Origin of the sequence: Planotetraspora sp. A-T 1434, from assembly GCF_025420585.1 — a bacterium.
In the GTDB taxonomy this organism is placed as follows: domain Bacteria; phylum Actinomycetota; class Actinomycetes; order Streptosporangiales; family Streptosporangiaceae; genus JAOEGB01.
This window is the reverse complement of record NZ_JAOEGB010000001.1, coordinates 665967-689713: the sequence shown is the minus strand read 5'-3', so window position 1 is coordinate 689713 and position 23747 is coordinate 665967. Positions and strand designations below refer to the sequence as shown.

At 71.2% G+C, this 23747-nt stretch carries 18 protein-coding genes; 6 read left to right on the top strand and 12 right to left on the bottom strand.

Annotation, left to right across the window (positions count from 1 at the left end):
* Positions 1 to 4: 4 nt before the first annotated feature.
* The 9 genes from N5079_RS02995 to N5079_RS02955 all read right to left on the bottom strand — a co-directional run bounded on the left by N5079_RS02995 (position 5) and on the right by N5079_RS02955 (position 12461).
* Positions 5 to 424, bottom strand: coding sequence for a roadblock/LC7 domain-containing protein (locus N5079_RS02995; RefSeq protein WP_261581755.1), 420 nt, complete (start codon positions 422 to 424; stop codon positions 5 to 7).
* Positions 421 to 3693, bottom strand: coding sequence for a nitrate- and nitrite sensing domain-containing protein (locus tag N5079_RS02990; protein ID WP_261581754.1), 3273 nt, complete (start codon positions 3691 to 3693; stop codon positions 421 to 423). The genes N5079_RS02995 and N5079_RS02990 overlap by 4 nt, the downstream gene beginning before the upstream one ends.
* A gap of 164 nt (positions 3694 to 3857) precedes the next feature.
* Positions 3858 to 6167 carry a [protein-PII] uridylyltransferase gene (locus N5079_RS02985; RefSeq protein ID WP_261581753.1) on the bottom strand — a complete coding sequence of 770 codons (2310 nt, stop codon included), beginning with the start codon at positions 6165 to 6167 and terminating at the stop codon, positions 3858 to 3860.
* A 7-nt stretch (positions 6168 to 6174) separates the two neighbouring features.
* The gene (locus N5079_RS02980; RefSeq protein ID WP_030510869.1) at positions 6175 to 6513 is read right to left on the bottom strand and encodes a P-II family nitrogen regulator; all 339 of its coding nucleotides are present in this window, start codon (positions 6511 to 6513) and stop codon (positions 6175 to 6177) included.
* A complete protein-coding gene (locus N5079_RS02975; protein WP_261581750.1) occupies positions 6510 to 7853 on the bottom strand; it encodes an ammonium transporter in 1344 nt (447 codons plus the stop codon). The genes N5079_RS02980 and N5079_RS02975 overlap by 4 nt, the downstream gene beginning before the upstream one ends.
* 516 nt (positions 7854 to 8369) lie before the next feature.
* Positions 8370 to 9305, bottom strand: coding sequence for an RNA polymerase sigma factor RpoD/SigA (locus N5079_RS02970; protein ID WP_261581749.1), 936 nt, complete (start codon positions 9303 to 9305; stop codon positions 8370 to 8372).
* 228 nt (positions 9306 to 9533) lie between these two features.
* Positions 9534 to 10682 (bottom strand): imidazolonepropionase, encoded by a 1149-nt coding sequence (hutI, locus tag N5079_RS02965; RefSeq protein WP_261581748.1) that lies wholly within the window; start codon positions 10680 to 10682, stop codon positions 9534 to 9536.
* 143 nt (positions 10683 to 10825) lie between these two features.
* Positions 10826 to 12169: a formimidoylglutamate deiminase gene (locus N5079_RS02960; protein WP_261581747.1), complete on the bottom strand. Its 1344-nt coding sequence runs from the start codon at positions 12167 to 12169 to the stop codon at positions 10826 to 10828.
* A 100-nt stretch (positions 12170 to 12269) separates the two neighbouring features.
* Positions 12270 to 12461 (bottom strand): hypothetical protein, encoded by a 192-nt coding sequence (locus N5079_RS02955; RefSeq protein ID WP_261581746.1) that lies wholly within the window; start codon positions 12459 to 12461, stop codon positions 12270 to 12272.
* 138 nt (positions 12462 to 12599) lie between these two features.
* On the opposite strand from N5079_RS02955, the gene N5079_RS02950 reads away from it, so the two are divergent.
* The 3 genes from N5079_RS02950 to N5079_RS02940 all read left to right on the top strand — a co-directional run bounded on the left by N5079_RS02950 (position 12600) and on the right by N5079_RS02940 (position 15033).
* Positions 12600 to 13139 carry a PadR family transcriptional regulator gene (locus tag N5079_RS02950; RefSeq protein ID WP_261581745.1) on the top strand — a complete coding sequence of 180 codons (540 nt, stop codon included), beginning with the start codon at positions 12600 to 12602 and terminating at the stop codon, positions 13137 to 13139.
* 72 nt (positions 13140 to 13211) lie between these two features.
* Positions 13212 to 14177 carry an ATP-binding cassette domain-containing protein gene (locus N5079_RS02945; RefSeq protein WP_261581744.1) on the top strand — a complete coding sequence of 322 codons (966 nt, stop codon included), beginning with the start codon at positions 13212 to 13214 and terminating at the stop codon, positions 14175 to 14177.
* Between the two features lie 106 nt (positions 14178 to 14283).
* Positions 14284 to 15033, top strand: a complete 750-nt coding sequence (locus tag N5079_RS02940; protein WP_261581742.1) for an ABC transporter permease — start codon at positions 14284 to 14286, stop codon at positions 15031 to 15033.
* Here the strand turns inward: N5079_RS02940 and N5079_RS02935 are convergent.
* From N5079_RS02935 to N5079_RS02925, 3 genes are all read right to left on the bottom strand, one after another.
* Entirely contained in the window at positions 15011 to 15994 is a 984-nt protein-coding gene (locus N5079_RS02935; RefSeq protein ID WP_261581741.1) for a MurR/RpiR family transcriptional regulator, read from the bottom strand. The genes N5079_RS02940 and N5079_RS02935 overlap by 23 nt on opposite strands.
* A gap of 476 nt (positions 15995 to 16470) precedes the next feature.
* Positions 16471 to 18258 (bottom strand): ABC transporter ATP-binding protein, encoded by a 1788-nt coding sequence (locus N5079_RS02930; RefSeq protein WP_261581739.1) that lies wholly within the window; start codon positions 18256 to 18258, stop codon positions 16471 to 16473.
* A complete protein-coding gene (locus N5079_RS02925; RefSeq protein ID WP_261581738.1) occupies positions 18249 to 18485 on the bottom strand; it encodes a hypothetical protein in 237 nt (78 codons plus the stop codon). Before N5079_RS02925 ends, N5079_RS02930 begins: the two co-directional genes overlap by 10 nt.
* A gap of 206 nt (positions 18486 to 18691) precedes the next feature.
* Between N5079_RS02925 and N5079_RS02920 the strand changes: the two genes are divergently transcribed.
* The 3 genes from N5079_RS02920 to N5079_RS02910 all read left to right on the top strand — a co-directional run bounded on the left by N5079_RS02920 (position 18692) and on the right by N5079_RS02910 (position 23533).
* Entirely contained in the window at positions 18692 to 20083 is a 1392-nt protein-coding gene (locus N5079_RS02920; RefSeq protein WP_261581737.1) for a DUF4331 domain-containing protein, read from the top strand.
* 199 nt (positions 20084 to 20282) lie between these two features.
* Positions 20283 to 21803 (top strand): tetratricopeptide repeat protein, encoded by a 1521-nt coding sequence (locus N5079_RS02915; RefSeq protein ID WP_261581735.1) that lies wholly within the window; start codon positions 20283 to 20285, stop codon positions 21801 to 21803.
* A 17-nt stretch (positions 21804 to 21820) separates the two neighbouring features.
* Positions 21821 to 23533 carry a nickel/cobalt transporter gene (locus N5079_RS02910; protein ID WP_261581734.1) on the top strand — a complete coding sequence of 571 codons (1713 nt, stop codon included), beginning with the start codon at positions 21821 to 21823 and terminating at the stop codon, positions 23531 to 23533.
* Positions 23534 to 23747: the final 214 nt, after the last annotated feature.

Genomic DNA, 23747 nt, shown 5'->3' with positions numbered 1-23747 from the left:
GTGATCATCGGCGTGACGTCTGGAGCTCGGCGCGCAGCGCCGGGGTGAGCACCTGACCGGCGCGCTCCACGAGCAGGGTCATCTGGTACGCCACCAGGCCCATGTCGCAGTCGGGAGCGGCCAGTACGGCGAGGCACGACCCGTCGCTGATGGCCATGACGAGTAGCAGGCCGCGCTGCATCTCCACGACCGTCTGGGTGACCGAGCCGCCCTCGAACACCCGGGACGCGCCCAGGGTGAGGCTCAGCAGACCGGCGGCGACGGCCGCGAGCTGGTCGGCACGGTCAGGCGGGAAGCCGTCGGATTGGGCGAGCCGCAGGCCGTCCGACGACACCACCACCGCGTGGGCGACGCCCGGGGTGGTCCCGACGAACTCGGTGATCAGCCAGTCGAACCTGCGTGCTTCCACGCTCAGCTCAGTCACGAACCATCCTCCTCATTACCCGACCCTTCGACGGAGCCTCCGGCCAGGTCCGCCCGGCCCCGCCGTACACCCTGCTGGAAGCTGGACAGGCGGTTGCGCACCGCCTCGGCCGATACCGGGGGGCGCGGCGCGGCCGCCGCGCCGGCCGTCCCGACCGAGCCGGGCACCAGGTTGGCCTTGGGCGTCCGTTTCGGCAAACCGGCCGCCGTGACGCCACCCAGCGAGGGGTCCTTGACGGTGGCCGCCGCCTGGAAGCCGCTGTCGGCCTGGGATCCCCAGGCCCCTTCGGCCTGCCCCGCCCTGGACCGATCTCCGCCCCCCGGCGCGCCTGCCGGGACCTGACCGGCCGCGGCCTGACCTGATGGCGCCTGGCCGGAGCCCGGCGCCCTGGACGCGGCGGCATCCGGCATCGATGTCTCTCCTTGTCCCGCTGCCAAGCCTGCTACCTGCCCCGCTGCCTCCGCCTCGTCGGCGGGCCGGCGGAACCAGGCCGACTCCACCGAGGCGAAGATCGGCAGGTACTCGTCGCCCCGCTCAAGCGGGGAGTCCGTCACCACCGGCAACGGCCCCGTCGTCACGGCGGCCTCGCCGATCGGGAAGGCCCCGGAGTGCTCCGTGAACACCGGCTGCTCGCCGAACGGGGACGGCTCGCTGAACGGGGGCCGACCGCCCGGCGGCTCGTTGAACAGCGACGGCTCGCCGTACGGAGACCGCGCCGCGGGGGGCTCACCGAACGCGGACGGCCCAGCGGGGGGCTCGCCGAACGGAGACTGCGCGGCCGGCGGCTCACCGAACGCGGACGGCCCAGCGGTCGGCTCACCGAACGCGGGACGGGCGGCCGGTTGACCGAGCGGTGACCGACCGGTCGGCTCGCCGAACGGGAACATGCCCGCCGCCGGCGCGACAGGACGATCCGGGAACGCCGAGGGCCCGGTGGGCGACTCGGTGTAGGCCGGGAAACTCTCCGTGGCGTCCTGCGTCGGCGCGCCGAAGGGTGCGAAGCCTCCATCGCTTCCCGCGACGCCCGCTGGGTGCGCGCCATTGGACCTGTTGCCGCCATTGGCAGACTCTGCCCCATCCGAGCCCCATGCGCCGTTCTGGCGCGGCGTGGACGGCCTGCGCGTCGGCAGCCCGTTGGTCGCGGGGGCGGGGGAAGAGGGATTCCACGGGGAGAAGCCCCCCGGGCTGTCCGGGGGCTCCTGCTGCGAGGGCGCGCCCCAGGGCTGGAACGATCCCGTGGGGGACGGCGCCGCCCCGGAGGCCGGGTCGCCGAAGGCCGCCCGAGGCGGAGGAACGGGCGCAGCCGGGCTCGGGGCCGGCTGGTCCGCGTTGGAGACCAGGTCGGCCGGGAACAGCACCATCGCGATCACACCGCTGCCGTCGCCCGCCCGGAGCTGGACCCGGATGCCGTGGCGCAGCGCCAGGCGGCCGACCACGAACAGGCCCATCCGGCGGGAGACCGACACGTCGACGGTCGGCGGCTCGGCCAGGCGACGGTTGGTCTCCGCGAGCTCCTCGAGTGACATGCCGATTCCGGCGTCACTCACTCCGAGCATGACCGCGCCGCCTTCTACGGGGCTGCTCGACACCAGGACCTTGGTGTTGCGCGGTGAGAAGGCGATGGCGTTCTCTACCAGCTCGGCCACCAGGTGGACCACGTCGTTGGCGGCGTGGCCCGCCACGGCGATGCTGCGGTGAACCTTGACGGTGACCCGCTCGTAGTCCTCGACCTCGGACAGCGAGGCGCGGACCACGTCGACCAGCCGGGCGGGCTGGCTCCGCTTGCGGGCGGGCTCGTGGCCGGCGAGGACGAGGAGGTTCTCACTGTTGCGGCGCATGCGGGTGGCGAGGTGGTCGAGCTTGAACAGGTCGGCCAGCCGGCCGCCGTCCTCCTCGCCGCGCTCCAGGCCGTCGATCAGTGAGATCTGCCGCTCCACCAGCGTCTGTGTGCGGCGCGACAGGTTGACGAACATGGCGTTGACGTTGGCGCGCAGCCGGGACTCCTCCGCCGCGAGCCGTACGGCCTGGCGGTGGACCTCGTCGAAGGCCTGCGCGACTTCACCGATCTCGTCGGCGCTGCCGACCCCGATGGGCTTGACCTGGGGCTCCTGCACCTCGTCCGACTGGCGCATCCGCCGGACGACCTCGGGGAGCCGGAGGCCGGCGATCTCCAGGGCCTCCGCCCGCAGTCGGCGCAGCGGCCGCACCATGGAACGCGCGATGAGCACGGTGGTGGCGAGGACGAGGAGGAGAAGCGCGAGGATCAGCGCCCCGGCGATCAGCGCGTTCCGCTGCTCGGACGACTGCAGCCCCCCGGCCCGGTCGAGGACCGTGGCCGAGACGCGGTGCTCGACGACGGCCATCTGCTCGACGGCCTTGGTGCTGTGCTGGAACCACCGCTGCAGGATCCGGTCGCGGTCGCGGTAGCGGCCGAGGGAGACGCCCTGGATGCCCAGGGTAAGCGCCCACGACTTGGTGAGCTCGGTGTCGACGATGTCCTTGTCGCCGAGGAGCGTCACCAGCCGGCCGGCCTCGAGGGGCGGGGCCTCGGTGTAGAAGGTGGCGAGGTAGCTCTGCTGCCGGGACTGCGAGGCGAGGAAGTCCTTGAGCTCGTTGGGGGTGTAGATCTCGCTGCGCTCGAGAAGCTCCCTGGCCAGCATCGACCGCTGGAGGGCCACTTCCTCCTTGGCGTGGGCGATGCCGCCAAGGGCGTGGAAGTCGCCGACGACCTGAGGGTCGTCGCCGTTCTGGCCGAGCTCGTCCTGCAGCCGCAGGATGTTCGCGATGAGGGCGGAGTAGTCCTCGGGGGCGCCGTTGGCGCGGATGCCGGGAAGGCTCGCGATCCGGTTGACGGCCTGCTCCGCCTGCTCGACGGCCCGCACTCCGAACGCGGGGTCGAGGTTCTTGAGATCGGTGGTCACCTGGTGGACCAGCGGGTCCACCACCGCCCGCTGGTCGGCCCTGGTCAGCTCGGTCTGGCCGTCCACGTTGAACTTCCGCCGGGGGCCGCCCCAGACGGTGAGGTCGCGCTCGAGCGCCAGCTGCTGCGCTAGGTCGCGTAGCCGCACCGAATATTCGGCGGCCTGCCTGATCCGCCCGTAGGCGTTGATGCTGTCGATCGACCCCACGACTCGGACGCCGGCGAGGAGCACGGCCACCAGGGTGGGGGCGATGATCAGGGCCGTCAGGCGGGTGGGGACCCGCCAGTTGCGCGGGGTGAAACGACTTGGCCGCGCGTGGTTATCTGTCTTCGACTGCTCCGTGCTCACCGGCCCCGCCATCTTTCGGCATGCCTTCACGCGTCTGGACAGCATGAAGTTACATAGCTATACAAGTGGGGGCAATTCGACCACAAGGTCACGATCTCCGGCGCGCCTGGGCATGCCACCGCACTTAATTGTTATGAACAGGAAAGAGGATCTTCCCCTTTGCTTCACCTCAGAGCGGCCAGCACGTGTTCGCGCACTTGGGCCCGCTGCTGCTCGTCGGTGATGGGACGACCCGTCCGATCTGCCACATAGAAGACGTCTACCGCCTCTGCGCCGAGAGTCTCCACGCGAGCCGCCCTCACGTCAAGGCCGCATTCGCCGAAAGCACGCCCGATCTTCCACAGCAGCCCGGGACGGTCGTGCGCGCGCACCTCGACCACGGTCGCCGTATTGGACGCGTCGTCCACCAGCGTGACTCTCGGCGGCGCCACCGGCACCCTGGGCGGCCGCATCGACCTCGTCCGCCGGGCCAGCCGCTGCTCGATGTCCAGCCGACCGGCGAGGACCAGGCGTAGGTCGGCCTCCAGCGTCGCCGGGTCCGGCGGCGTGCCGTACTCGGGCACCACGACGAACTCGATGACCGCCGTCGACCCGGCCGAGGCGGCGGAGGCCGAGCGCACGACCATCCGGTGGGCGGCGAGCACGCCGGCCGCGCGCCACAGCAGCCCGGGCCGGTCCGGCGCGACCACGGTGACCGCGCCCCGGTTCACCCGTACGGCGCCGCCGCCGTGCCTGGCCAGCGCGGCCTGCTCGGCCGACAGCACGGGCGCGGGGGCGGGCGGCGTGCCGGACAGCACGGACCTGACCCGGCGCACCAGGTCGGAGACCAGGGACGCCTTCCAGGAGTTCCACGCGGCCGGGCCGGTGGCGTTGCCGTCGGCCACCGCCAAGGCGGCGAGCAGCTCCAGCACCTGTCTCGACCCGACGGCCTCGGCGACGCGCGCGATGGTCACGGGGTCGTCGAGGTCGCGGCGGGTCGCGGTCTCCGGCAGCAGCAGATGATGGCGGACCACGGTGGCCACGGTCTCCACGTCCGCCGGGGGCAGGCCGATCCGGGCGCCGATGTCGCGCGCCACGACTTCGCCGGTCGTGGAGTGGTCGCCCGGCCAGCCCTTGCCCATGTCGTGGAGGAGCGCCGAGATGAGCAGCAGGTCGGGCCGGGAGACCTCGCGGGTGAAGGACGCCGCTCCGGCCGCGGTCTCGATGAGATGGCGGTCCACGGTATATCGGTGTACCGGATTCCGCTGCGGCCGGTGCCGTACGCGTTCCCAGTCGGGGATCATCCGGACCAAGACGCCGGCCTGGTCGAGCTCCTCCCACACGGGTACGGCGGCGCGACCGGCGCCCAGCAGGGCCACGAGGGCGGCACGCGCCTCCTTCGGCCACGGCACGGGAAGCGGCGGCGACTGGGCGGCGAGCGCGGAGACGGTGGCGGGCGCCATGGGCAGCCCCGCCTCGGCGGCGGCCGCGGCCGCGCGCAGCACGAGCGTGGGGTCGTTGCGCGGGTTGACGCCACGGGCGAGGACGACCTCGCCGCCGTGCTCGACGATGCCGTCGGCGAGCGGGCGCCTGCCTCTCGGCGTGGGACCGGACAGCAGCCGGTCCACGGTCCGCCAGGTGGCGTCGAAGGCGTGGGAGATGGTCCGGCCCGCCTCCGCCAGGCGGCGCATCAGCGCCTCGGCGTCAAGCAGGCCGAGCGTTCCGGCGACCGCGTCCTGCTCCTGGAGCACCAGGCGGTCGGCGCCGCGGGCGGTGACCAGGTGGAGGCCGTGCCGGATGTCGAGGAGGAACTCGTAGGCCTCCCGGACCCGGGGGCCGGGGGCGGACGCGACCCAGGCGGCGGCCACGGCCTGCATCGCCTGCACGTCGCGAAGGCCTCCCCTGGCATCCTTCAGATCGGGTTCGAGGAGGAAGGCCAGCTCACCGCACGACTCGGCCCGTTTGTCCGCCGAGGTCCGCAACTCCGCGAGCCTGCGCCGGGAGTCGGCGCGCCACTCGGCGAGGACGGCCTCGCGGACGGCCCGCGTCAGCTCGGGGTCGCCCACGACGTGCCGAGCCTGGATCAGCCCGAGGACGGCCTTGAGATCCTCCCGGGCCACCTTGACCGCCTCGTCCACCGTGCGGACCGAGTGGTCGAGACCCACCCCCGAGTCCCAGATGGGGTACCAGATCCGGTCCGCGATCCGGCCGACATCGTCCCGCCCGTTGTGGAGCAGGACGAGATCCAGGTCGCTGCCGGGGGCGAGCTCACCCCGCCCCAGGCTGCCGACGGCGACGAGAGCGACACCACTGATCCCGGGGGGACCAGCGGCGCCGCGCTCCTCTGGGAAGCCGCCCTTGGCTCCTGGTCCGCTCCGTCCCTCGCGGGCGTACGGCTGCGCGCCCGCCGTACGGAACAGATCGGTGAGCCACCTGTCGATGTCCGCGGCCCTGTCCTTGCGGGCCGCGGCGAACGAGCGAGCTTCCCCTCTCATCATCCGGTTACAGGGCCTCCGGCCCGCGTTCACCGGTGCGGACGCGGACGACCGTGTCCACCGGGACGGACCAGACCTTGCCATCGCCGATCTTGCCGGTCTGGGCGGCCTTGACGATGACGTCGATGACGTCCTCGGCGTCGTCCTCCTCGGCCAGCACCTCGACGCGCACCTTGGGGACCAGGTCGACCTGGTATTCCGCGCCGCGGTAGACCTCGGTGTGGCCGCGCTGCCGGCCGTACCCGCTGGCCTCGCTGACCGTCATGCCCTTGATGCCGAACTGCTCCAGCGCGGCCTTGACGTCGTCGAGCTTGAAGGGCTTGATCACTGCGGTGATGAGTTTCATGCGTCCACCTTCTTGGCCTCAGCCGGAACAGCCGGCCCGTTGAGCGAGGCCACACCCGAGGAGTGGATGGTGCCGAGGTCGTAACCGGTCTCGGCGTGCGTCGTGATGTCGATGCCGGTGACCTCGTCCTCCTGGGTGAGCCGGAAGCCCATCGTCTTGTCGATGATCTTTCCGATTATCCAGGAGGCGATGAACGAGTAGCCGCCGACGACGGCGGGACCGAGGAGCTGGAGACCGAGCTGCTTGAGGTCCCCGCCGTAGAAGAGGCCCTTGCTCTGCTGGGGGAGGAAGGGGTAGGCCGCGATGAAGCCCAGCGAGACGGCGCCGATGACACCGCCGACCAGGTGGACGCCGACCACGTCGAGCGAGTCGTCGTAGCCGAGCTTGTACTTGAGGCCCACGGCGTACGCGCAGATCGCACCGGCCACGGCGCCGAGGAGGACGGCGACCCACGGGTCGACGAATCCGGCCGCGGGGGTGATGGCGACCAGACCGGCCACGGCGCCGGAGGCGACGCCGAGCGTGGTGGAGTGGCTGTCGCGGAGCTTCTCGACGAGGATCCAGGCGCCGGCGGCGGCGGCCGTCGCGACCTGGGTGTTCATGAACGCGAGACCAGTCGTCTGGTCGACCGCGAGCTCGGAACCGGCGTTGAAGCCGAACCAGCCGAACCACAGGAGACCCGCGCCGAGGAGGACCAGCGTGAGGTTGTGCGGGCGCATGGGGTCCTTGCGCCAGCCCGTCCGCTTGCCGAGCACCAGCGCGAGGGCCAGGCCCGCGGCGCCGGCGTTGATGTGCACAACCGTTCCACCGGCGAAGTCCTCGATGCCGAGGCTGAACAGCCAGCCACCGCCCCAGACCCAGTGGGCCACGGGGAAGTAGACCACGGTCGCCCAGACGATCGAGAAGACGACCCAGGCGCCGAACTTGGCCCGGTCCGCGATCGCGCCGCTGATCAGCGCCACAGTGATGATCGCGAATGTCAACTCGAAGGCCGAGAACACCAGGTTCGGGAAGTTGTCGGCGATCGTGGACGCGTCACCGGCCTTGTCGACGATAAGGCCCGTGTAGGCGGTGTTGAAAAGGCCCTTGAGGCCGATGTTGTCCAAACCGCCGACGAACTTGTTGACCGTCTCGTTGCCCGCGACCCCGAAAGCGAGCGAGTGCCCGTAAAGCACCCAGGCGATGGTCACAGTGATGATGCTGACGAAGGACATCATCATCATGTTCAGGACGCTCTTCGCCCTGGTCATGCCCCCGTAGAAGAACGCGAGGCCCGGCGTCATCAGCAGCACCAGCGCGGTGGCTGTGATCATCCAGGCGGTGGTGCCGGTATCGATCATCGATACGGCCCTCCTTCTTACAATTGGCGTGTGGCCGGTTATCACTCCCGCAGTGGCTTCGTCCGGGGGAATCGCCCCACCCACGAAAACTCTTCGCAGGCTCAGAGTCTCCGCGGGGCCAGAGGTTGCCGGCTGGCGCACTGACGTTGGCGACAGCGTGTTCTTCCGCCGTTTCAGGTCGCGACCATGCGTGTTTCACATCTGTGAAACTCGCGGGTGTCATGTTTCAGCCGCGTTTCAGATGCCCCATGGCACCACAAAACGCGCACCCGATAGGGGTGCGCGTTGTTGAAAGACTTCTCCGCCGTACGGCCGGGCCGGGTCGACGGCCCGCCGAGCCGGCTCAGGCCCCGGCCGGCCGGGCTGGTCCGGCGGCAGGGCGAGCCGACTCAGGCCGCGGCCCGCCGGGCTGGTCCGGCGGCGGGGCGAGCCGACTCAGGCCGCGGCCCGCCGGGCTGGTCCGGCGGCGGGGCGAGCCGACTCAGGCGGCGGGACCCGGCGGGGATCAGGCGGGGATCAGGCGGCGGCGGTCGCCATCTTGCGAAGCCGCAGCAGGGCGTCCCGCTCCAGCCGGCGGGCCCGGTCCCGGCCGATGCCGTAGCGCTCCCCCACCTCGGTGAGGGTGTGCTCGCGGCCGTCCACGAGCCCGTAACGCCAGCGCAGCATCTCGCGGGTCTGGCCCTCCAGGCCGGTCAGCCACTCCTCCAGGCGCTCCTTCTCCAGTGTGGCCATCGCCTGCTGCTCCGGGTCGGCCCACGTGTCGTCCGCGATCATGTCGCCCAGCTCGGTCTCGTCCTCGTCGCCCACGCCGAGCTGGAGGGACACCGGGTCGGACGCCCACCGGCGCAGCTCCTGCACGCGCTCGATCGGCAGGTCGAGGACCTCGGCCAGGTCGGCGTCGGTCGGCTCCGCGTCGAACTCGGCCAGCATGTCCCTCCGGACCCGCATCAGCCGGGTCATCTGCTCCCCCGCGTGGGTCGGCAGGCGGACCGGCCGGGCCTGCTCGTGGATCGAGCGCCCCACCGACTGCCGGATCCACCACGTCGCGTAGGTCGAGAACTTGTACCCCCGCCGGTAGTCGAACTTCTCCACCGCGCGCACCAGACCCAGGTTGCCCTCCTGCACGAGGTCGATCAGGGGCATCCCCCGCCCCGAATACTTCCTCGCCACCGCCACCACGAGCCGCAGATTGGCCTGAATGAACTCGTCCTTCGCACGCTGCCCCGAAATCGCGATGCGCTCCAGCTCCTCGTCGGCCGCGTCAGCGATCTTGGGCTCGGCCCGCCCGCTGTCCAGGAGGTGCTCCGCGAAAAGACCCGCCTCGATGCGCTTGGCGAGCTCCACCTCCTGCTCCGCGGTCAGCAGGGGGACCCGCCCGATCTCGGCAAGGTACGTCCCCAGCAGGTCCCGATCAGTGACGTGCTGGTCCTGCGTCCGATTCCCCGTCGCCATTCGATGGCACCTCGTTCCGCCGCGCCGCAGTATGCAGTATGTGGAGCCGACTCCGAAGTCGATTCGCCCATGGTCAGCGGGCTGCCCCGGCTTCTTCGTCCTGACCTGATCAACGGTTTATCCGGTGCAAAGATTCCCTAAATTAATACGTCGCCAGAATGGTTTCGGATTCATCCCCAAGGAGGATGTGATCCCCAGAAAAGGCCCGATTACCCTCACCGGCGGTCCTCAAACGACTCGCCGCCCCGACTGCCACACCTGCGCCACCAGAGGCACGCCGGGCCGGTAGGCGAGATGGACGTACGAGGGCGCCTCCAGGATCACCAGATCGGCCCGCGCGCCGACCCGCAGCGTGCCGACGTCCGTCCTCCGCAGCGCCCGCGCGCCGCCCGACGTGGCCGCGCGAACCGCCTCCAGCGGTGTCATCCGCATCTCCCGGACGGCCAGCGCCACGCAGAACGGCATCGACGTCGTGAACGAGGAGCCGGGGTTGCAGTCGGTGGCCAGGGCCACGGTGACGCCCGCGTCGAGCAGCCTGCGCGCGTCCGGATAGGGCGAGCGGGTCGAGAACTCCGCCCCCGGCAGCAGCGTGGCGACCACGCCGCTGTCGGCGAGCGCGGCGATGTCGGCGCCGCTCAGGTGCGTGCAGTGGTCGGCGGAGGCCGCTCCCATCTCGCAGGCGATCCGCACCCCGGGGCCCTCGCCGAGCTGGTTGGCGTGCACTCTGGCCCGCAGGCCTGCCTTCATCCCCGCCGCGAGGATCTCCCTGCTCTGGTCCTCGTCGAACGCGCCGCGCTCGCAGAAGACGTCCACCCACTTGGCGTACGGCGCGCAGGCGTCGAGCATGGGCCCGGTCACCGTGCGAACGTAGTCGTCGGCGGAGGTCTCCGGCGGCACGACGTGGGCGCCCAGATAGGTCGTCTCCTCGGTGAACTGGCTGGCGATCTCCAGACAGCGTCGCTCGTCCTCCACCGTGAGGCCGTAGCCGCTCTTGGTCTCGAACGTCGTCGTCCCCTGGATGGTCATCTCGCTCACCAGTGCCGCCGTGTTGGCCACCAGCTCCGGGATGGTGGCCTCCCGGGTCGCGGCGACCGTGGTCCGGATGCCCCCCGCCGCGTACGGCTCGCCCGCCATCCGCGCCGCGAACTCAGCCGTGCGGTCGCCCGCGAACACGAGGTGGGCGTGGCTGTCCACGAACCCGGGGATGACCGCGCGGCCCTCCACCTCGACCCGCTCCTCGGCGGCGGGCGCGTCGCCGGAGCGCCCTATCCAGCTCACCACGCCGTCCTGGACCACCAGCGCGGCGTCCTCGATCTCCTCGCGCGCCGGGTCGGCGGTGTAAAGCAGGCCGATCCCGTCGAACACCGTTGCCCTCATCGTGCTCGCCCCACGATTTCCAATCCTCGCCGGACCCCGCCGGGCGCAAACCCGCCGAGAGGCCTCTGACAAGCCCTCCCATCAGTCCGTATGGCGGGCTGTGTCGGAGAGCTCCTGCGGGGGCTCCAGCTTGGGCCGCCGACTCAGGGGCGGACGCTCGCGACCACGTCGCGGAGAAGGGCGCCTACGTCGCCGAGGACATGACGGCCGTCCGTCACGACCCTGCGGCCGCCGGACACCACCGAATGGACGTCGGCCGCCGTCGCGGCGAACACGACCGACTCCGCCGCCGAGCCCTTGGTCGCGCCTGCCGTACGGACCGAGTCGAGGCGGACGGACACGAGGTCGGCCCACGCGCCGGGCACGAGGCAGCCGGCGTCGGGGAAGCCGAGCGAGGCGTGCCCGGCCGCCGTGGCGGCATAGAGCAGCTCGGCGGCCTGCCAGTGCCCGCGCTCCCTGGTGGCCAGCCGCTCGTGCAACTCGACGGAGCGGGCCTCCTCGAAGAGGTCGATCACCGCGTGGCTGTCCGAGCCGAAGACGACCGGCGCCCCGGCCTCCTGCAGCCGGCGCGCGGGGCCGATGCCGTCGGCGAGGTCGCGCTCGGTCGTCGGGCACATGCACACGTGCGTGATCGAGCCCCCGAGCAGGGCCACGTCCACGTCGGATAGATGCGTCGCGTGCACCACCGTCGACCGGGGCCCGAGCACGCCATGCTCATGGAGCACCTGCACCGGCGTGGCCGCGTAGGTGTCCACGCACAGCTCGTTCTCGGCGCGCTGCTCGGAGACGTGCGCGTGCAGCGGGCCGGCGTGCCGGTGGGCGAAGTCGACGACCACGTGCATCTGCTCGGGCGGGACCGCGCGCACGGAGTGGATGGCCGCGCCGATCTCCACGTCGTCGGCCCCGTCGTACGCCTGGGCCAGCGCCTCGCCCCGGACGGCCCAGCGGTCGGCGTCCCCGTCGCCGAAGCGCAGCTGGGTGCCGATCAGGGCGTCGCCGATCCCACCGGTGAGATAGCAGGTGTCGAGCAGGGTGATCCGCAGGCCCGCCCTCCGCGCCGCCTCGACGAGGACGTGTCCCATCGCGTTCGGATCGTCGTACGGCACGCCGCCCGGCCCGTGATGCACGTAGTGGAACTCGGCGACCGACGTTATCCCGGCCAGCGCCATCTCCGCGTAGGTAGCCGTGGCGAGGGCGAGATAGCCGTCGGGGTCGAGCCGGGCGGCCACGCCGTACATCTGCTCGCGCCAGGTCCAGAAGCTGCCGCGCTCGGTCTGTGTGTGGCCGCGCAGCGCGCGGTGGAAGGCGTGCGAGTGGGCGTTGGCGAGGCCGGGGAGCGTGAGCCCGGCGAGCCGTACGGCTCCCGGCGGGGCGGGCACGCCGGGGTGCACCTCCGCGATCCGCCGGTCCTCGACCGTGACGGCGACGTTCTCCACGACCTCACCGGGGTGGAGCCACACCAGCTCGCACCAGTAGGTCGTGCGCACAGGTCCTCCACGACGACCGCGAGGGCCTGTCTCCGCGACACCCTCCAGCACGCTGCCACTCTAATGAATGGCGCCATTCACCGGGCTGGCAGGGCGGCCCTCATTCGGGGCGGAACGTCTCGGGTCCGGGGCGATCGAGGGTCAGCGCGTAGACGTTGTGCGGGTACCGGTGGTCGTTCGGGTGGATGCGGACCTCGGTGTGGGTGGCCTCCAGGATCACGCAGCGGTACCACTCGCCGTCGTCCAAGAAGAGCCACGGCCCGGTCAGCCGGTCGAGCCCGCTCCGCCGCACCTTCTCCTCCGCCTGCTCGTACGGCCCGGCCTCCCGAGTGGGTAGCCGAAAACGGTCAGAGGCTGCCAGCCGTCGCCGTCCCGGCGGACGTAGCCGAGCAGCGCGCCATCCTCGTCACGGCGAATCTCGTCAACACGGGTGCTGATCCTGGGCGTGCTTCTGGACGGGCCGCTCCACGGCTACGAGGTGCGCAAGCGGCTGGAGCTCTGGGGCGCGCAGCACTGGGCCAACGTCGCCTTCGGCTCGATCTACCACGCGCTGGCCAAGATGGCGGAGGAGGGGCTGCTGGAGGTCGCGGAGGTCGCGGACGCCGCCGGGGAAGGCCGCGGCAGAGGCGGCCGGACCGTCTACGGCATCACCCCCGAGGGCCGGGCCGAGTTCGACCGGCGCCTGCGTGCCTACTGGGCGGAGATCATGCCGATCGTCGATCCCTTCCAGGTGGCCTTGACCTTCATGGACCGGCTCCCCAAGGATGACCTCCTCACCGCCGTCCACGACAGGCAGGAGCTCCTGCGTGCCGGGTTCGGCATGTTCGAGCGGGCGCTGGACGGCAAGCGCTCGGGGAACGCCCCCCGCCACGTGGACGAGTGCCTGCGCCTGAGCGCGGCCCAGTATCGCGCGCAACTCGAGTGGCTGGAACAGGCCGCCGAGAAGATCGAGAACGACGATTTGCCATAAAGATCCGCCAATAAATCAGTTGCCACTCCCCCTACGAGATGGTGGAGCGTGACTCCCGGAAAGGAGCCACTCGTGATCATTGAGGCGCAAGATCTCCGCAAGACCTTCAAGAGCCGGGCCAAACGAGGATCCCGGACCCCCGAGATCGTCGAGGCCGTCAAGGGCGTCGACCTGTCCGTCGAGACGGGCGAGATCTTCGGGGTGCTGGGCCCCAACGGCGCCGGCAAGACGACGACAATACGGATGCTGGCCACCCTCATCACCCCTACCGGCGGGACCGCCACGGTCGCCGGGCACGACCTCCTCGCCGCGCCCGAGGACGTGCGGCGGAGCATCGGCTACGTCAGTCAGGCCGGCGGCGTGGACGACAACAACGGCCCCCGGGCCAACCTCATGCTGGCGGCCCGGCTCAACGGGCTGACCGCGGCCGAGGCCGCCGCGCGGACCGAGGAGATGATGGCGGCCTTCGACCTGTCCGGGTTCGCCGACCGCCCGGCGCGGACGCTGTCCGGCGGCCAGAAGCGGCGGGTCGCGCTCGCGCTCGGCCTGGTCCACCGGCCGCCGCTGCTGTTCCTCGACGAGCCCACGACCGGGCTCGACCCGCAGAACCGGGCCAACCTGTGGGACCAGATCAAGGCCCTCCGGGAGCAGGGCACGAGCGTGCTGCTCAGCACCCACTACCTCGACGAGGCCGACTCGCTGTGCGACCGGCTCGTCATCGTGGACCACGGCCTGATCGTGGCCGAGGGCACGCCGGGCGATCTCAAGCGCGAGGTCGCCGGTGACGTCGTGTCGCTCAGGGTGTCCGACACGGCCGCCGCCTCGGAGGCCGTGAAGGCCCTGCCGTACCCGAGGGAGGTCCGCATCGACGGCGACCTGCTGAGGATCTATCTGGACGACGGCGAGCACGCCCTGCCGCAGCTTCTGGCGACCCTGGCCGAGCACGACCTGGCGATCCAGTCCATCTCCCTCGAAAGGGCGACGCTCGACGACGTCTTCCTCCACAAGACCGGCCGCTCCCTCCGCGACGCCGCCTAACCCTCCCCTCCCCCCAACCCCTCGCCGTGATCATGCACAGGTTCCCGGACACCCGCCACGGCCAGGGAAGACCCCGTTCGTGACCATGCACTGAGGTGACCCCCCGATGCTCAAAGACACCGGACTCTTCCTCGCGTACGAGCTGAGGAACACCGCCCGGAACCCGATCTGGCCGCTCTTCGGCCTTCTCCAACCCGTGCTCTACCTGCTGCTGTTCGCTCCCCTGCTGGCCAACACCAGCCCGGGAGTGCCGCAGGCCGAGACGCTCAAGCAGTTCACCCCCGGCGTGATGCTGATGATCGCGCTGTTCGGCTCGCTGTTCGTGGGCTTCGGCATGATCGCCGAGATCCGCGGCGGCGTGCTCGAAAGACTCGCGGCGAGCCCGGCCAGCCGTCCGGCCATCGTCCTCGGCCGCACCCTGCGGGACATGATCGTGCTGGTCATCCAGGCCGTGCTGATCGTGGTCGTGGCCCTGCTCATGGGCATGCGCCCCAGCCTCCCCGGAGTGGCGCTCATGCTCGTGCTCATGGCTCTCACCGGCGTGTTCGCCTCCGGCCTGTCGTACGGCCTGGCCCTGGCGCTGCGCGACGAGAACGGCATGTCGCAGATCCTGCAGTTCTTCGCCCTGCCGCTGATCCTGCTCACCGGGATCCTGCTGCCGATGTCGCTCGCGCCTCAGTGGATGCAGGTCGTCGCCAAGGCCAACCCGCTCTACCACGCGGTCGAGGCCGGCCGGGCGCTGTTCGTGGGCGACCTGGCCAGCGGGGAGATCGCGCTGGCGTTCGGCCTGATGCTGGTCCTCGCGCTGATCACCCTGCGCTGGTCGGTCCGTTCTATGCGTCACCTCGCCGACTGATTCGCATTCGCCACCTGGCCGGCCCGCTGCGGGGATCCACCTGACCGGCCCGCTTGATGCGCCATCTCACGGGCTGACCGCCGGTCGGGTGCCGGTCAGAGTGGAGGAACACCCCTGTCTGGTCGGTCATGCGCTCGTACTGCTCAAGCCGGGCCCGCGTCCGCAGCGGCGCCGCGTCGGCCATCGCCTCCACCAGCACCATCGCGAGGGCCAGCGGCGCCGCGTGCGAGTCGAACACCAGCCGCTCCCCGACCGGCGCGTCCAGCACGACGTCGGCGGTGAACGGCACCTCGGCCCGGTCAGTGATCACCGCCGTCCGCAGGCCCAGCGCCGCCGCACGCTCAAGGGCTTCTACGGCTTCCGCCGGATAGCGGGGCAACATGACCGCGAGCAGCCAACCCGCCCCGGCACGGCGGGCGGCGTGGAGCCCGTCGACCAACTCGGATCCGCCGTGGGTCAGCAGCCGCACGTCGGGGTGGATGCGGCGGGCGTAGTAGGCCAACGTGGTGGCCAGGCCGCTCGACACGCGTAACCCCAGCACCGGGAGTGGCTCCGACGCGGCGAGCGCCATGCCCAGCTCACGGACCGGCCCGTCCAGCGCCGTGGCGCCCCGCCCGTTGGACGCGCCGGAGGACGAAAGCCGCTCCCGGATGGCCGTGAGGTTGCGGATCTCGCCGTCCACGGCCTCACGCAGCCGCCCGTACGGCTCGGCGGGCCGGCCACCGTCTCCCCCGCCGAGCACCAGGGGCCGCAAGGCGTGCCGTAGCTCCGGATAACCCGCGAACCCGAGCGCCATGGCGAAGCGGGTCACCGACGGCTGGCTCACCCCGGCCCGGTCGGCCAGCTCGACGCTGGACAGGAAGATCGCCTCGTTCAGATGCTCATGGAGGTAGTGAGCGATCCGGCGCTGGACCGGCGACAGCCGCCGGCCTTCGAGGAGCCGATCAAGTCCGCCAGTCACATCCACCTCCAACGCCGCGCGAGCCCCTCGTCATCCCGCAGGTCATCCCGCACGCCATCCCGCATGTCAAAGCCTGAATGACGGCATTCAAACCTGTCACCGAAGGATACGGCCCGCACCCGTACGCCATGGCCGCTGGCGAGGGGACTCGACAGGCCCACGGCGGGATGCCAGATCCGGTGCCGGGGACGACGGGCCGGGAGGGGGTCGATGCGGGGATGTGATGAGGGTGCGGAGGCTAGGGCACCCCGGCGTACACGGCCGAGGTGCCCCTGCCTTCGGCCGCTGTCCCGGACGCGCCCGCACGCGCGTTGGACCCGGGAAACGGCTGAGGTGAAGGAGAGGTTCCGCACTCCCGGCCTTCCCGATTTCGTGATCAGCCAAGCTGTGGTCCGCGGTAAAGCGTCCGTACGGCTTTGCCTGCCTCCCGTCCTCCGTCCCGAGCCGGGCCGCACACCGGCGCCCGGCTCGGTGCTTCAGGAGGCGACGAGGAACTGGGTCTCGGCCAGCTCGCGGTAGAGGTCGTCGGTGTCGACCAGCTCGTCGTGGGTGCCGTACGCGCGGACCCGGCCCGCCTCCATGACGATGATCCGGTCGGCTCCGGTGACCGTGGACAGCCGATGGGCGATCACCAGGACGGTGGTCTCCCGTGCCACCTCGGCCACGACCTCGCGCAGGCGCAACTCGTTCACGGCGTCGAGCTGCGAGGTGGCCTCGTCGAGCAGCAGCAGACGGGGCTTGCGGAGCAGGGCCCGCGCGATGGCCACCCGCTGGCGCTCGCCACCCGAGAGGAGGACCCCGCGGTGCCCGACGGGCGTGTCCAGCCCTTCGGGGAGACGCGCGACCAGATCGTCCAGACGGGTGCGGGCCAGGGCCTCGGCGATCTCCTCCTCGGTCGCGCTGGGAGCCCCGAAGACGAGGTTCTCCCGGAAGGTGCCGGCGAGGACGGGCGCGTCCTGCTCGACGTAGCCGAGCGAGGCCCGCAGCTCGCCCAGCGGCCACTCACGGATGTCCCGGCCGCCGATGAGGATCGTCCCGCCCTGTGGCTCGTAGAACCTCTCGATGAGCCCGAACACCGTGGACTTGCCCGCTCCGGAAGGGCCGACCAGCGCCGTCATGCCGCCCGCCGGCACATCGAAGCTCACCTCGTCGTGGACGACCGGCCGGTCCTCGCCGTACCGGAAGGCCACGCACCGGAAGACGACGCCGATGGGATCGCGGGCCTCCGCCGGGCCCGCCGGTGCCTCGGCCGAGGACCGCGCCGGCTCGGGGGCGGCCGGGTCGGGGGCGGCCGGCTCGGACGGAAGCTCCACGATCTCCTGGATCCGGGTCATCGCGGCCAGGCCGTTCTGCAACTGGGTGAGGCTCTGGATCAGCTGCCCGATCGGGGAGACCAGATAGAACAGGTACAGCAGGAACGCGATCAGCGAGGAGATCTCCATCGCCCCGCTCGCGACACGGGCGCCGCCCACTCCGAGGACGGCGAGGAACGCGAGCTGGATGGACATCCAGGCGCCGATCCCCGCGACCGAGGTCCACGCGGCGGCGGTCACACCGCGGTCGCGCGCCTCGGTGGCCGCGGCGCTCACCACCGCGATCTCGCGTGACTCGGCCCCGCTCGCCTTGACCGTGCGGAACGCCTGGAGCGCGCGGTCCAGCACGGAGCCCATCTCCCCAAGGGCCATCTGGGCCTCCAGCGACGCCCGGCGGATACGCGGCGCGATCGACGCCCCCATTAGGCCGACCAGGGCGACCACCACGAGCGTGACCATGAGCAGCAGGCCGTCCATGATGGCCATCATCACAACGGCGCCCAGGAACATGAAGATCGCGCCGACTGAGCTGGCCAGCGCCTCCGTGCAGACCGCGCGCAGCAGCGTGGTGTCGGAGCCGACCCGGGAGAGCAGGTCGCCCGGCTTGAGCCGGTCCACGTCGGCCACCCTGAGCCGCAGGATGCGTTCGACGAGGTTCTTGCGCGAGGCGAGCACGATGCTCTCGCCCATCCGCTCCAGCAGGAAGCGACCCCCCGCGGAGATCAGCGCCCCGACCAGGACCGCCACCGACAGCCCGAGCACCGGGCCGACGAGATCGCCGCCCTTCCCGAAGGCGTCGATCACGCTCTTGGCGAGAATCGGCATCGCCAGCCCGGCGAAGCTGCCCACCAGGGTCAACACGCCACCGAGCAGCAGCGCCCGCTTGTGCGGCCGGACCAGGCCGTACAGCAGCCGCCACGAGCTCCGCGCGCCCAGACCGCTCAGTCGCACCCGCCCCCGAAGAGCCTCCTCCCCCCGAAGCGCTTGTGCACCGCCTGCTTGCTGACCCCGAGGGCCTCCGCTATCTGAACCCATGACAACCCCTGCACGCGTGCCCGGCGCACCTGCACGGCGGCCAGCCGATCGACCTGGCGGCGCAACTCGGCGGCGGCACGGAGCGCGCGCAGGGGGTCGTCCCCTTCGGCTTCGGTCACCAGAGCCACGAGTTCCCCATTCATAGGGGTCAACTTACGTTGACCATCTGATGCGGTCAATCTAGGTTGACCTGGCCGACCTGTCAACCCCGGTTGACCGCGCGAGAGCCGTCCGAAACAGGACCCATCCGGGGAGGCGCGGGGCCCGAATACGCGATCGAGGGCTCCGGCCGGACAACCTCAGGTGCCATTCCCACCCGACAGTTCCACCTGTCCCGAAAGGACTCACCATGGAGCTCCGGATCAACCGGCGATCCCTGGTCGCCCTGGGCGTCGCGGGGGCGTTGACCGCCTCCTCACTCGTCCTGCTGCGCGCCAGCACCAGCACGGCCTCCTCGCATCGCGAGGCCCCGCTGATCGCGGGCGACCCCAGAAACGACAACACCGACGTGTACGCCTTCGTCAGCCCCGACAAGACCGGCACGGTGACGCTGCTCGCCAACTTCATCCCGTTCGAAGAGCCGAACGGCGGGCCGAACTTCTACACGTTCGACACGAACTCCCGCTACAACATCAAGATCGACAACGACGGCGACGCCGTACCGGACGTGACGTACCAGTGGTCGTTCCGGAACGAGGACAAGCGCGGCGACAGCACGTTCCTCTACAACAACGGCCCCGTGACCTCCCTGGACGACCCCAACCTCCTGTTCAGGCAGCACTACACGCTGAAGAGGATCACCGCCCACGGCACGAGGACCCTGGTCGCCGATGGCACAGTCGCCCCGAGCAACGCCGGGCCGGCGTCCATGCCCGACTACGCCACCCTCCGGAACCAGGCGATCCACCGCATCCCCGGCGGCAATGCGTTCGCCGGGCAGTCCGACGAGGCGTTCTTCGTCGATCTGCGGGTGTTCGACCTGCTCTACGGCGGCAACCTGTCCGAGGTCGGACAGGACACCACCAAGGGCTACAACGTGCACACGCTGGCCCTCCAGGTGCCCAAGGACGACGTGGCGCTCAAGGGCGACGCCAATCGCAACCCGGTGATCGGCGTCTGGTCGACCGTGGACAAGTGGAGCCCCCGCGGCTACGTCCAGGTGTCCAGGCTCGGCCAGCCGCTCGTCAACGAGGTCGTCGTCCCCGCCTCGCTGAAGGACGCGTTCAACTCCCTCAGCCCCGACAAGGACGCCGGGATTCCGGCGGTGGTCAAGCGGGTCACCTCTCCGGAGCTGCCGCGACTCGTCGAGGGCGTCTACGGCGTCAAGGCGCCCAAGATCCCGCGCGAGGACCTCGTGGAGATCTTCCTGACCGGCATCGCCAAGGGCAACGGCCCGATCAAGGCGGACCTCAACTCACAGAGCCTCAACAAGGACGCCGGGAAGCTGCGCCCGTCCGAGATGCTGCGGCTCAACATGTGCATTCCGGTCACCAAGGAGCCGAACCGGCTCGGCGTGCTGGGCGGAGACCCGCAGGGCTTCCCGAACGGCCGCCGGCTCGGCGACGACGTCGTGGACATCGCGATCCAGGCCATGGAGGGCGCCGCCCTGACCGGCAGGCTTGTCCCCGCCCTGGCGGCGGGCGACAAGGTCGACTCCAACGACAAGCCGTTCCTCGCCCAGTTCCCGTACATCCCGCTGCCGAGCAGCACCTCCGTGAACCAGCCCGTCAGCGGCTCCTAGAAGCAGTCCGCCCGGGAGCTCCGCGCGACATCCCGGGGCGACACAGAGCTCCCGGGCGGACGTACGGCCATGCATGATCACGCGCGTCCCGCCTCCAGCGTTCGTGATCATGCGCGCCTTCCCGGGCATGCCCGCCCAGCTGCGTTCTCGACGTTCCTGATCATGCGATCGACGACCCCTGTACAGAGAGGTGTCCCGAATGCCGCGCATCGCCAGGCCACCAGAGGCGACGCCAGACCAGACCACGCCACTGGCGGCCGCGCCCTGCGCAACGCCGCGCCGAGCCGTACCCAGCACGACCACGGCCCCCGCGACCACGGCCTACGCGACGACGACCGGCGAAACCGTAGGGTGCGGAACCGTTTCCGACGCGAGCAGGGCCACCGCGCCCGCGCCTGCTCGGCGGCGGCTGCGGACGGCCGCCACGGTCACCGGCGGATCTCTCCTCGCGGCGGTCACGCTGATGGCCGCCGCGACCCTGCTTCCAGGCTCGCCCGACCCCGCGCCGCCCCCGCCGTACTCCGCCGCGAGAGGCACGATCTCGTACGGCACGGCCTCCGGTCTCGGCTCGTCCGGCGCGACGCCGGACGTCTCCGCCTCCATAGCGGGGCTCCAGAGAAGGCTCCACCGGCTGCCCAAGGACTATGTCGCCTGGGCCGAGCTGGGCTCCGCGTACGTCCAGCGCTCGCGCCAGACCGCCGACCCCTCCTACTACGTCAAAGCCGAGCAGGCGACCGCCAGGTCGCTCAAGCTCTCCCCCGGCAACTTCGCGGGCCTCACCGCCGAGGCCGCCCTCGCGGCGGGCCGCCACGACTTCGCCCGTGCCGTACGGCTGTCGCGCGACGCCATCGCCGCCAACCCCTACGGCCCGATCGCGTACGGCGTGGCGGCGGACGCCTACACGCAGCTTGGCCAGTACGGCCCGGCGTCGGAGGCCATCGGCGAGATGATCGACCTCGCTCCCGGCGTCTCGTCGTTCACGCGGGCCTCCTACGACGCCGAGTTGCGCGGAGATCAGACGGCCGCCCGCCGTCTGCTCGACTACGCCCTGCGCGACGCCTTCACCCCCGCCGACATCGCGTACTGCCGCTATTACCTCGGGGAGTTGGCCCTTCACGCGGGGGACGGCAAGCGGGCCGCCTCGATGTACGCGGCGGCGCTGAAGGCCGACCCGTCGTTCGTCCCCGCCCTGGCCGGCAAGGCCCGCGCCGCCGCTCTCGACGGGCGGCTCCGGGAAGCGGCCACCGGCTACGAGGCCGTGGTCGAGCGGCTGCCCCTCTCGCAGTACCTCATCGAGTACGGCGAGGTCCTCCAGCGCATGGGCGGGGACCCCTCGACCCAGTGGAAGGTGCTGGCCGCCCAGCGCGACCTGATGCGCGCGAACGGCGTGCGCGACGACCTCACGTGGGCCGAGTTCGAGGCCGACCACGGCTCGCCGGCGAGAGCCGTACAGCTCGCGACGGCCGAATACGCCCGCAACCCCAACGTGGTGGCGGCCGACGCGCTGGCCTGGGCGTTGTACCGCGATGGCAAGCCGCGGCAGGCGCTGCCCTATGCGCGGAAGGCAACGGCCACAGGCTGGCGCAACGCCCTGCTCGTCCACCACCGGGCTGAGATCGAGCGAGCCCTCGGGGTCGACACGAGCGAGTCTTCCGCGCTGGTCCGGACATACAACCCCCGCTTTGAGCCGAGGCTCCCCGCACTCCAGAGGTTCTCGTGAAATCCGTCGTGCCATGGATGCTTGCCGGGCTCATCGGAGCGGCGGCGCTGCTGGCCCCGCCGGTCGCCGCTCACGCGTCGCCCCTCCCGGCCCACCCGCTGGGCAACTTCACGGTCAATCACTATGACGGGCTTCGCATCAGGCCCGACCGCGTGGAGAACCGGGCGGTCGTCGACTTCGCCGAGCTGCCGACCCTCCAGGCGCGGCCCACGGTGGACACCGACGGCACGGGCCAGGTCTCCCCTGACGAAGCCGCCGCCCACGCCCGCTCCCAGTGCCTGTCCGTGGCCGCCGCCCAGAGCCTGGCCGTGGACGGCGTGACGGCGAAGTGGGTCCTGCGGTCGGCCGCCTTCACCTACCAGGCGGGCCAGGGCGGCCTGGAGACCAGCAGGCTGACCTGCGAGCTCGCCGCGCCCGCCCATGTGCCGGCGGGCTTGTCAGCAGGCGTGGAATTCCGCGACGGGTTCCTCGCCGACCGGATCGGCTGGCGTGAGATCACAGCCATGGGCGACGGCGTACGGCTCTCGCCCTCGGCGACACCGGCGACCAGCGTGAGCGACGAACTGCGGACGTATCCGCGCGACCTGCTGTCGTCCCCCCTCGACCAGCGGTCCGCCTCGCTTCTAGTGGCCGGAGCCGCAGCCCCAGCCACCGGCCAGGCCTCGAACGGACGCCCGGGACCGACCACCGACGCGGCGCCGACCGGCGAGTCCGCCCTGAACGGCAGCCCGGCACTGAACGACAACCTGGCCCGGAACGACAACCCGGCCCGGAACGACAACCCGGCCCGGAACGGCGGTAGCGAGCGTCCGGGCCCCACGGCGGGGACGCCGCTCGGCGGCCCGGCGCTCCCAGGACCGATCGGCTGGTGGCTGGCCGGGCTCGACCGGACGTTCACCAAGCTGGTCGGGGCCTCCTCCCTCACCGTGCCCCTCGGCCTCCTGGCCGTGCTGCTGGCCGCCGCCCTGGGCGCCGGACACGCCCTGATTCCCGGCCACGGAAAGACCATCATGGCCGCTTACCTGGCCGGACGCCGTGGGCGCCCGCGAGACGCCCTGGTCGTCGGCATGACGGTGACGCTCACGCACACCGTCGGAGTGCTGGCCGTCGGCCTGCTGCTCACCGCGTTCTCGGCGCTGGCCGGAGAGTCCGTGCTGGCCTGGCTCGGTCTCACGAGCGGCCTTCTGATCACCGCCATCGGAGCCCGCTTGTTCTGGTCCTCCCTCAAGCACCGAGGATCAGCCCCCCTCCACCGCGGGCATGGCCACGGCCACGGGCATGCGCGCGGACACGAGCATGGCCACGGCCACGGAGATGGGCACGGTCACGAGCACGGCCACGGAGATGGGCACGACGGGCACGGGGGCTCTCCGGGTGTGGGGCTGACGCCGCGCGGAGTGAGGCGACGGTGGCCGGGGCTCGTGGGGTTGGGGATCGCGGGCGGGCTGGTGCCGAGCCCTTCGGCCCTGATCGTTCTCCTGGGCGCCATCGCCCTGGGGCGGACTTGGTTCGGAGTGGGCCTGGTGGCCGCCTACGGCCTGGGCATGGCGGCCACACTGACGGCCACCGGCCTGCTGCTGGTCACGCTGGCCGGCAGGCTGGACCGCCTGGCGCTGACGCGCAGAGGGCTACCGGCTCGCTTGGCCGGGCTCGCGCCGACAGGCACCGCCGCCGTCGTCATGCTCCTCGGCGCCGGCCTCGCCCTCCGTTCCCTCGGCGGCGCGCTGTGACCCGAGTCCGCCCCCCTGCCCGCGTGATCATGCACACGTTCCCACACACGCCGTCCTACCTGGTGTTTTCCGCAGTTTGATCATGTACCTGTTCCCGCACACACCGTTCCACCTGGGGTTTTGCGCAGCGTGATCATGCATCACGAGAGTGCGCCCGAGGGGCGGGCACTACATGATCACAAATAGTGTCGGCCGTGATCAGCCACGTGCCGCG

Bases quoted from the DNA above. Each gene is read 5' to 3' on its own strand.
- N5079_RS02985 (WP_261581753.1), bottom strand. From the start codon at position 6,167: ATGAGAGGGGAAGCTCGCTCGTTCGCCGCGGCCCGCAAGGACAGGGCC.
- N5079_RS02975 (WP_261581750.1), bottom strand. From the start codon at position 7,853: ATGATCGATACCGGCACCACCGCCTGGATGATCACAGCCACCGCGCTG.
- hutI (WP_261581748.1), bottom strand. From the start codon at position 10,682: ATGAGGGCAACGGTGTTCGACGGGATCGGCCTGCTTTACACCGCCGAC.
- N5079_RS02915 (WP_261581735.1), top strand. From the start codon at position 20,283: ATGCCGCGCATCGCCAGGCCACCAGAGGCGACGCCAGACCAGACCACG.
- N5079_RS02910 (WP_261581734.1), top strand. From the start codon at position 21,821: ATGCTTGCCGGGCTCATCGGAGCGGCGGCGCTGCTGGCCCCGCCGGTC.
- N5079_RS02980 (WP_030510869.1), bottom strand. From the start codon at position 6,513: ATGAAACTCATCACCGCAGTGATCAAGCCCTTCAAGCTCGACGACGTC.
- N5079_RS02925 (WP_261581738.1), bottom strand. From the start codon at position 18,485: ATGAATGGGGAACTCGTGGCTCTGGTGACCGAAGCCGAAGGGGACGAC.
- N5079_RS02940 (WP_261581742.1), top strand. From the start codon at position 14,284: ATGCTCAAAGACACCGGACTCTTCCTCGCGTACGAGCTGAGGAACACC.
- N5079_RS02920 (WP_261581737.1), top strand. From the start codon at position 18,692: ATGGAGCTCCGGATCAACCGGCGATCCCTGGTCGCCCTGGGCGTCGCG.
- N5079_RS02970 (WP_261581749.1), bottom strand. From the start codon at position 9,305: ATGGCGACGGGGAATCGGACGCAGGACCAGCACGTCACTGATCGGGAC.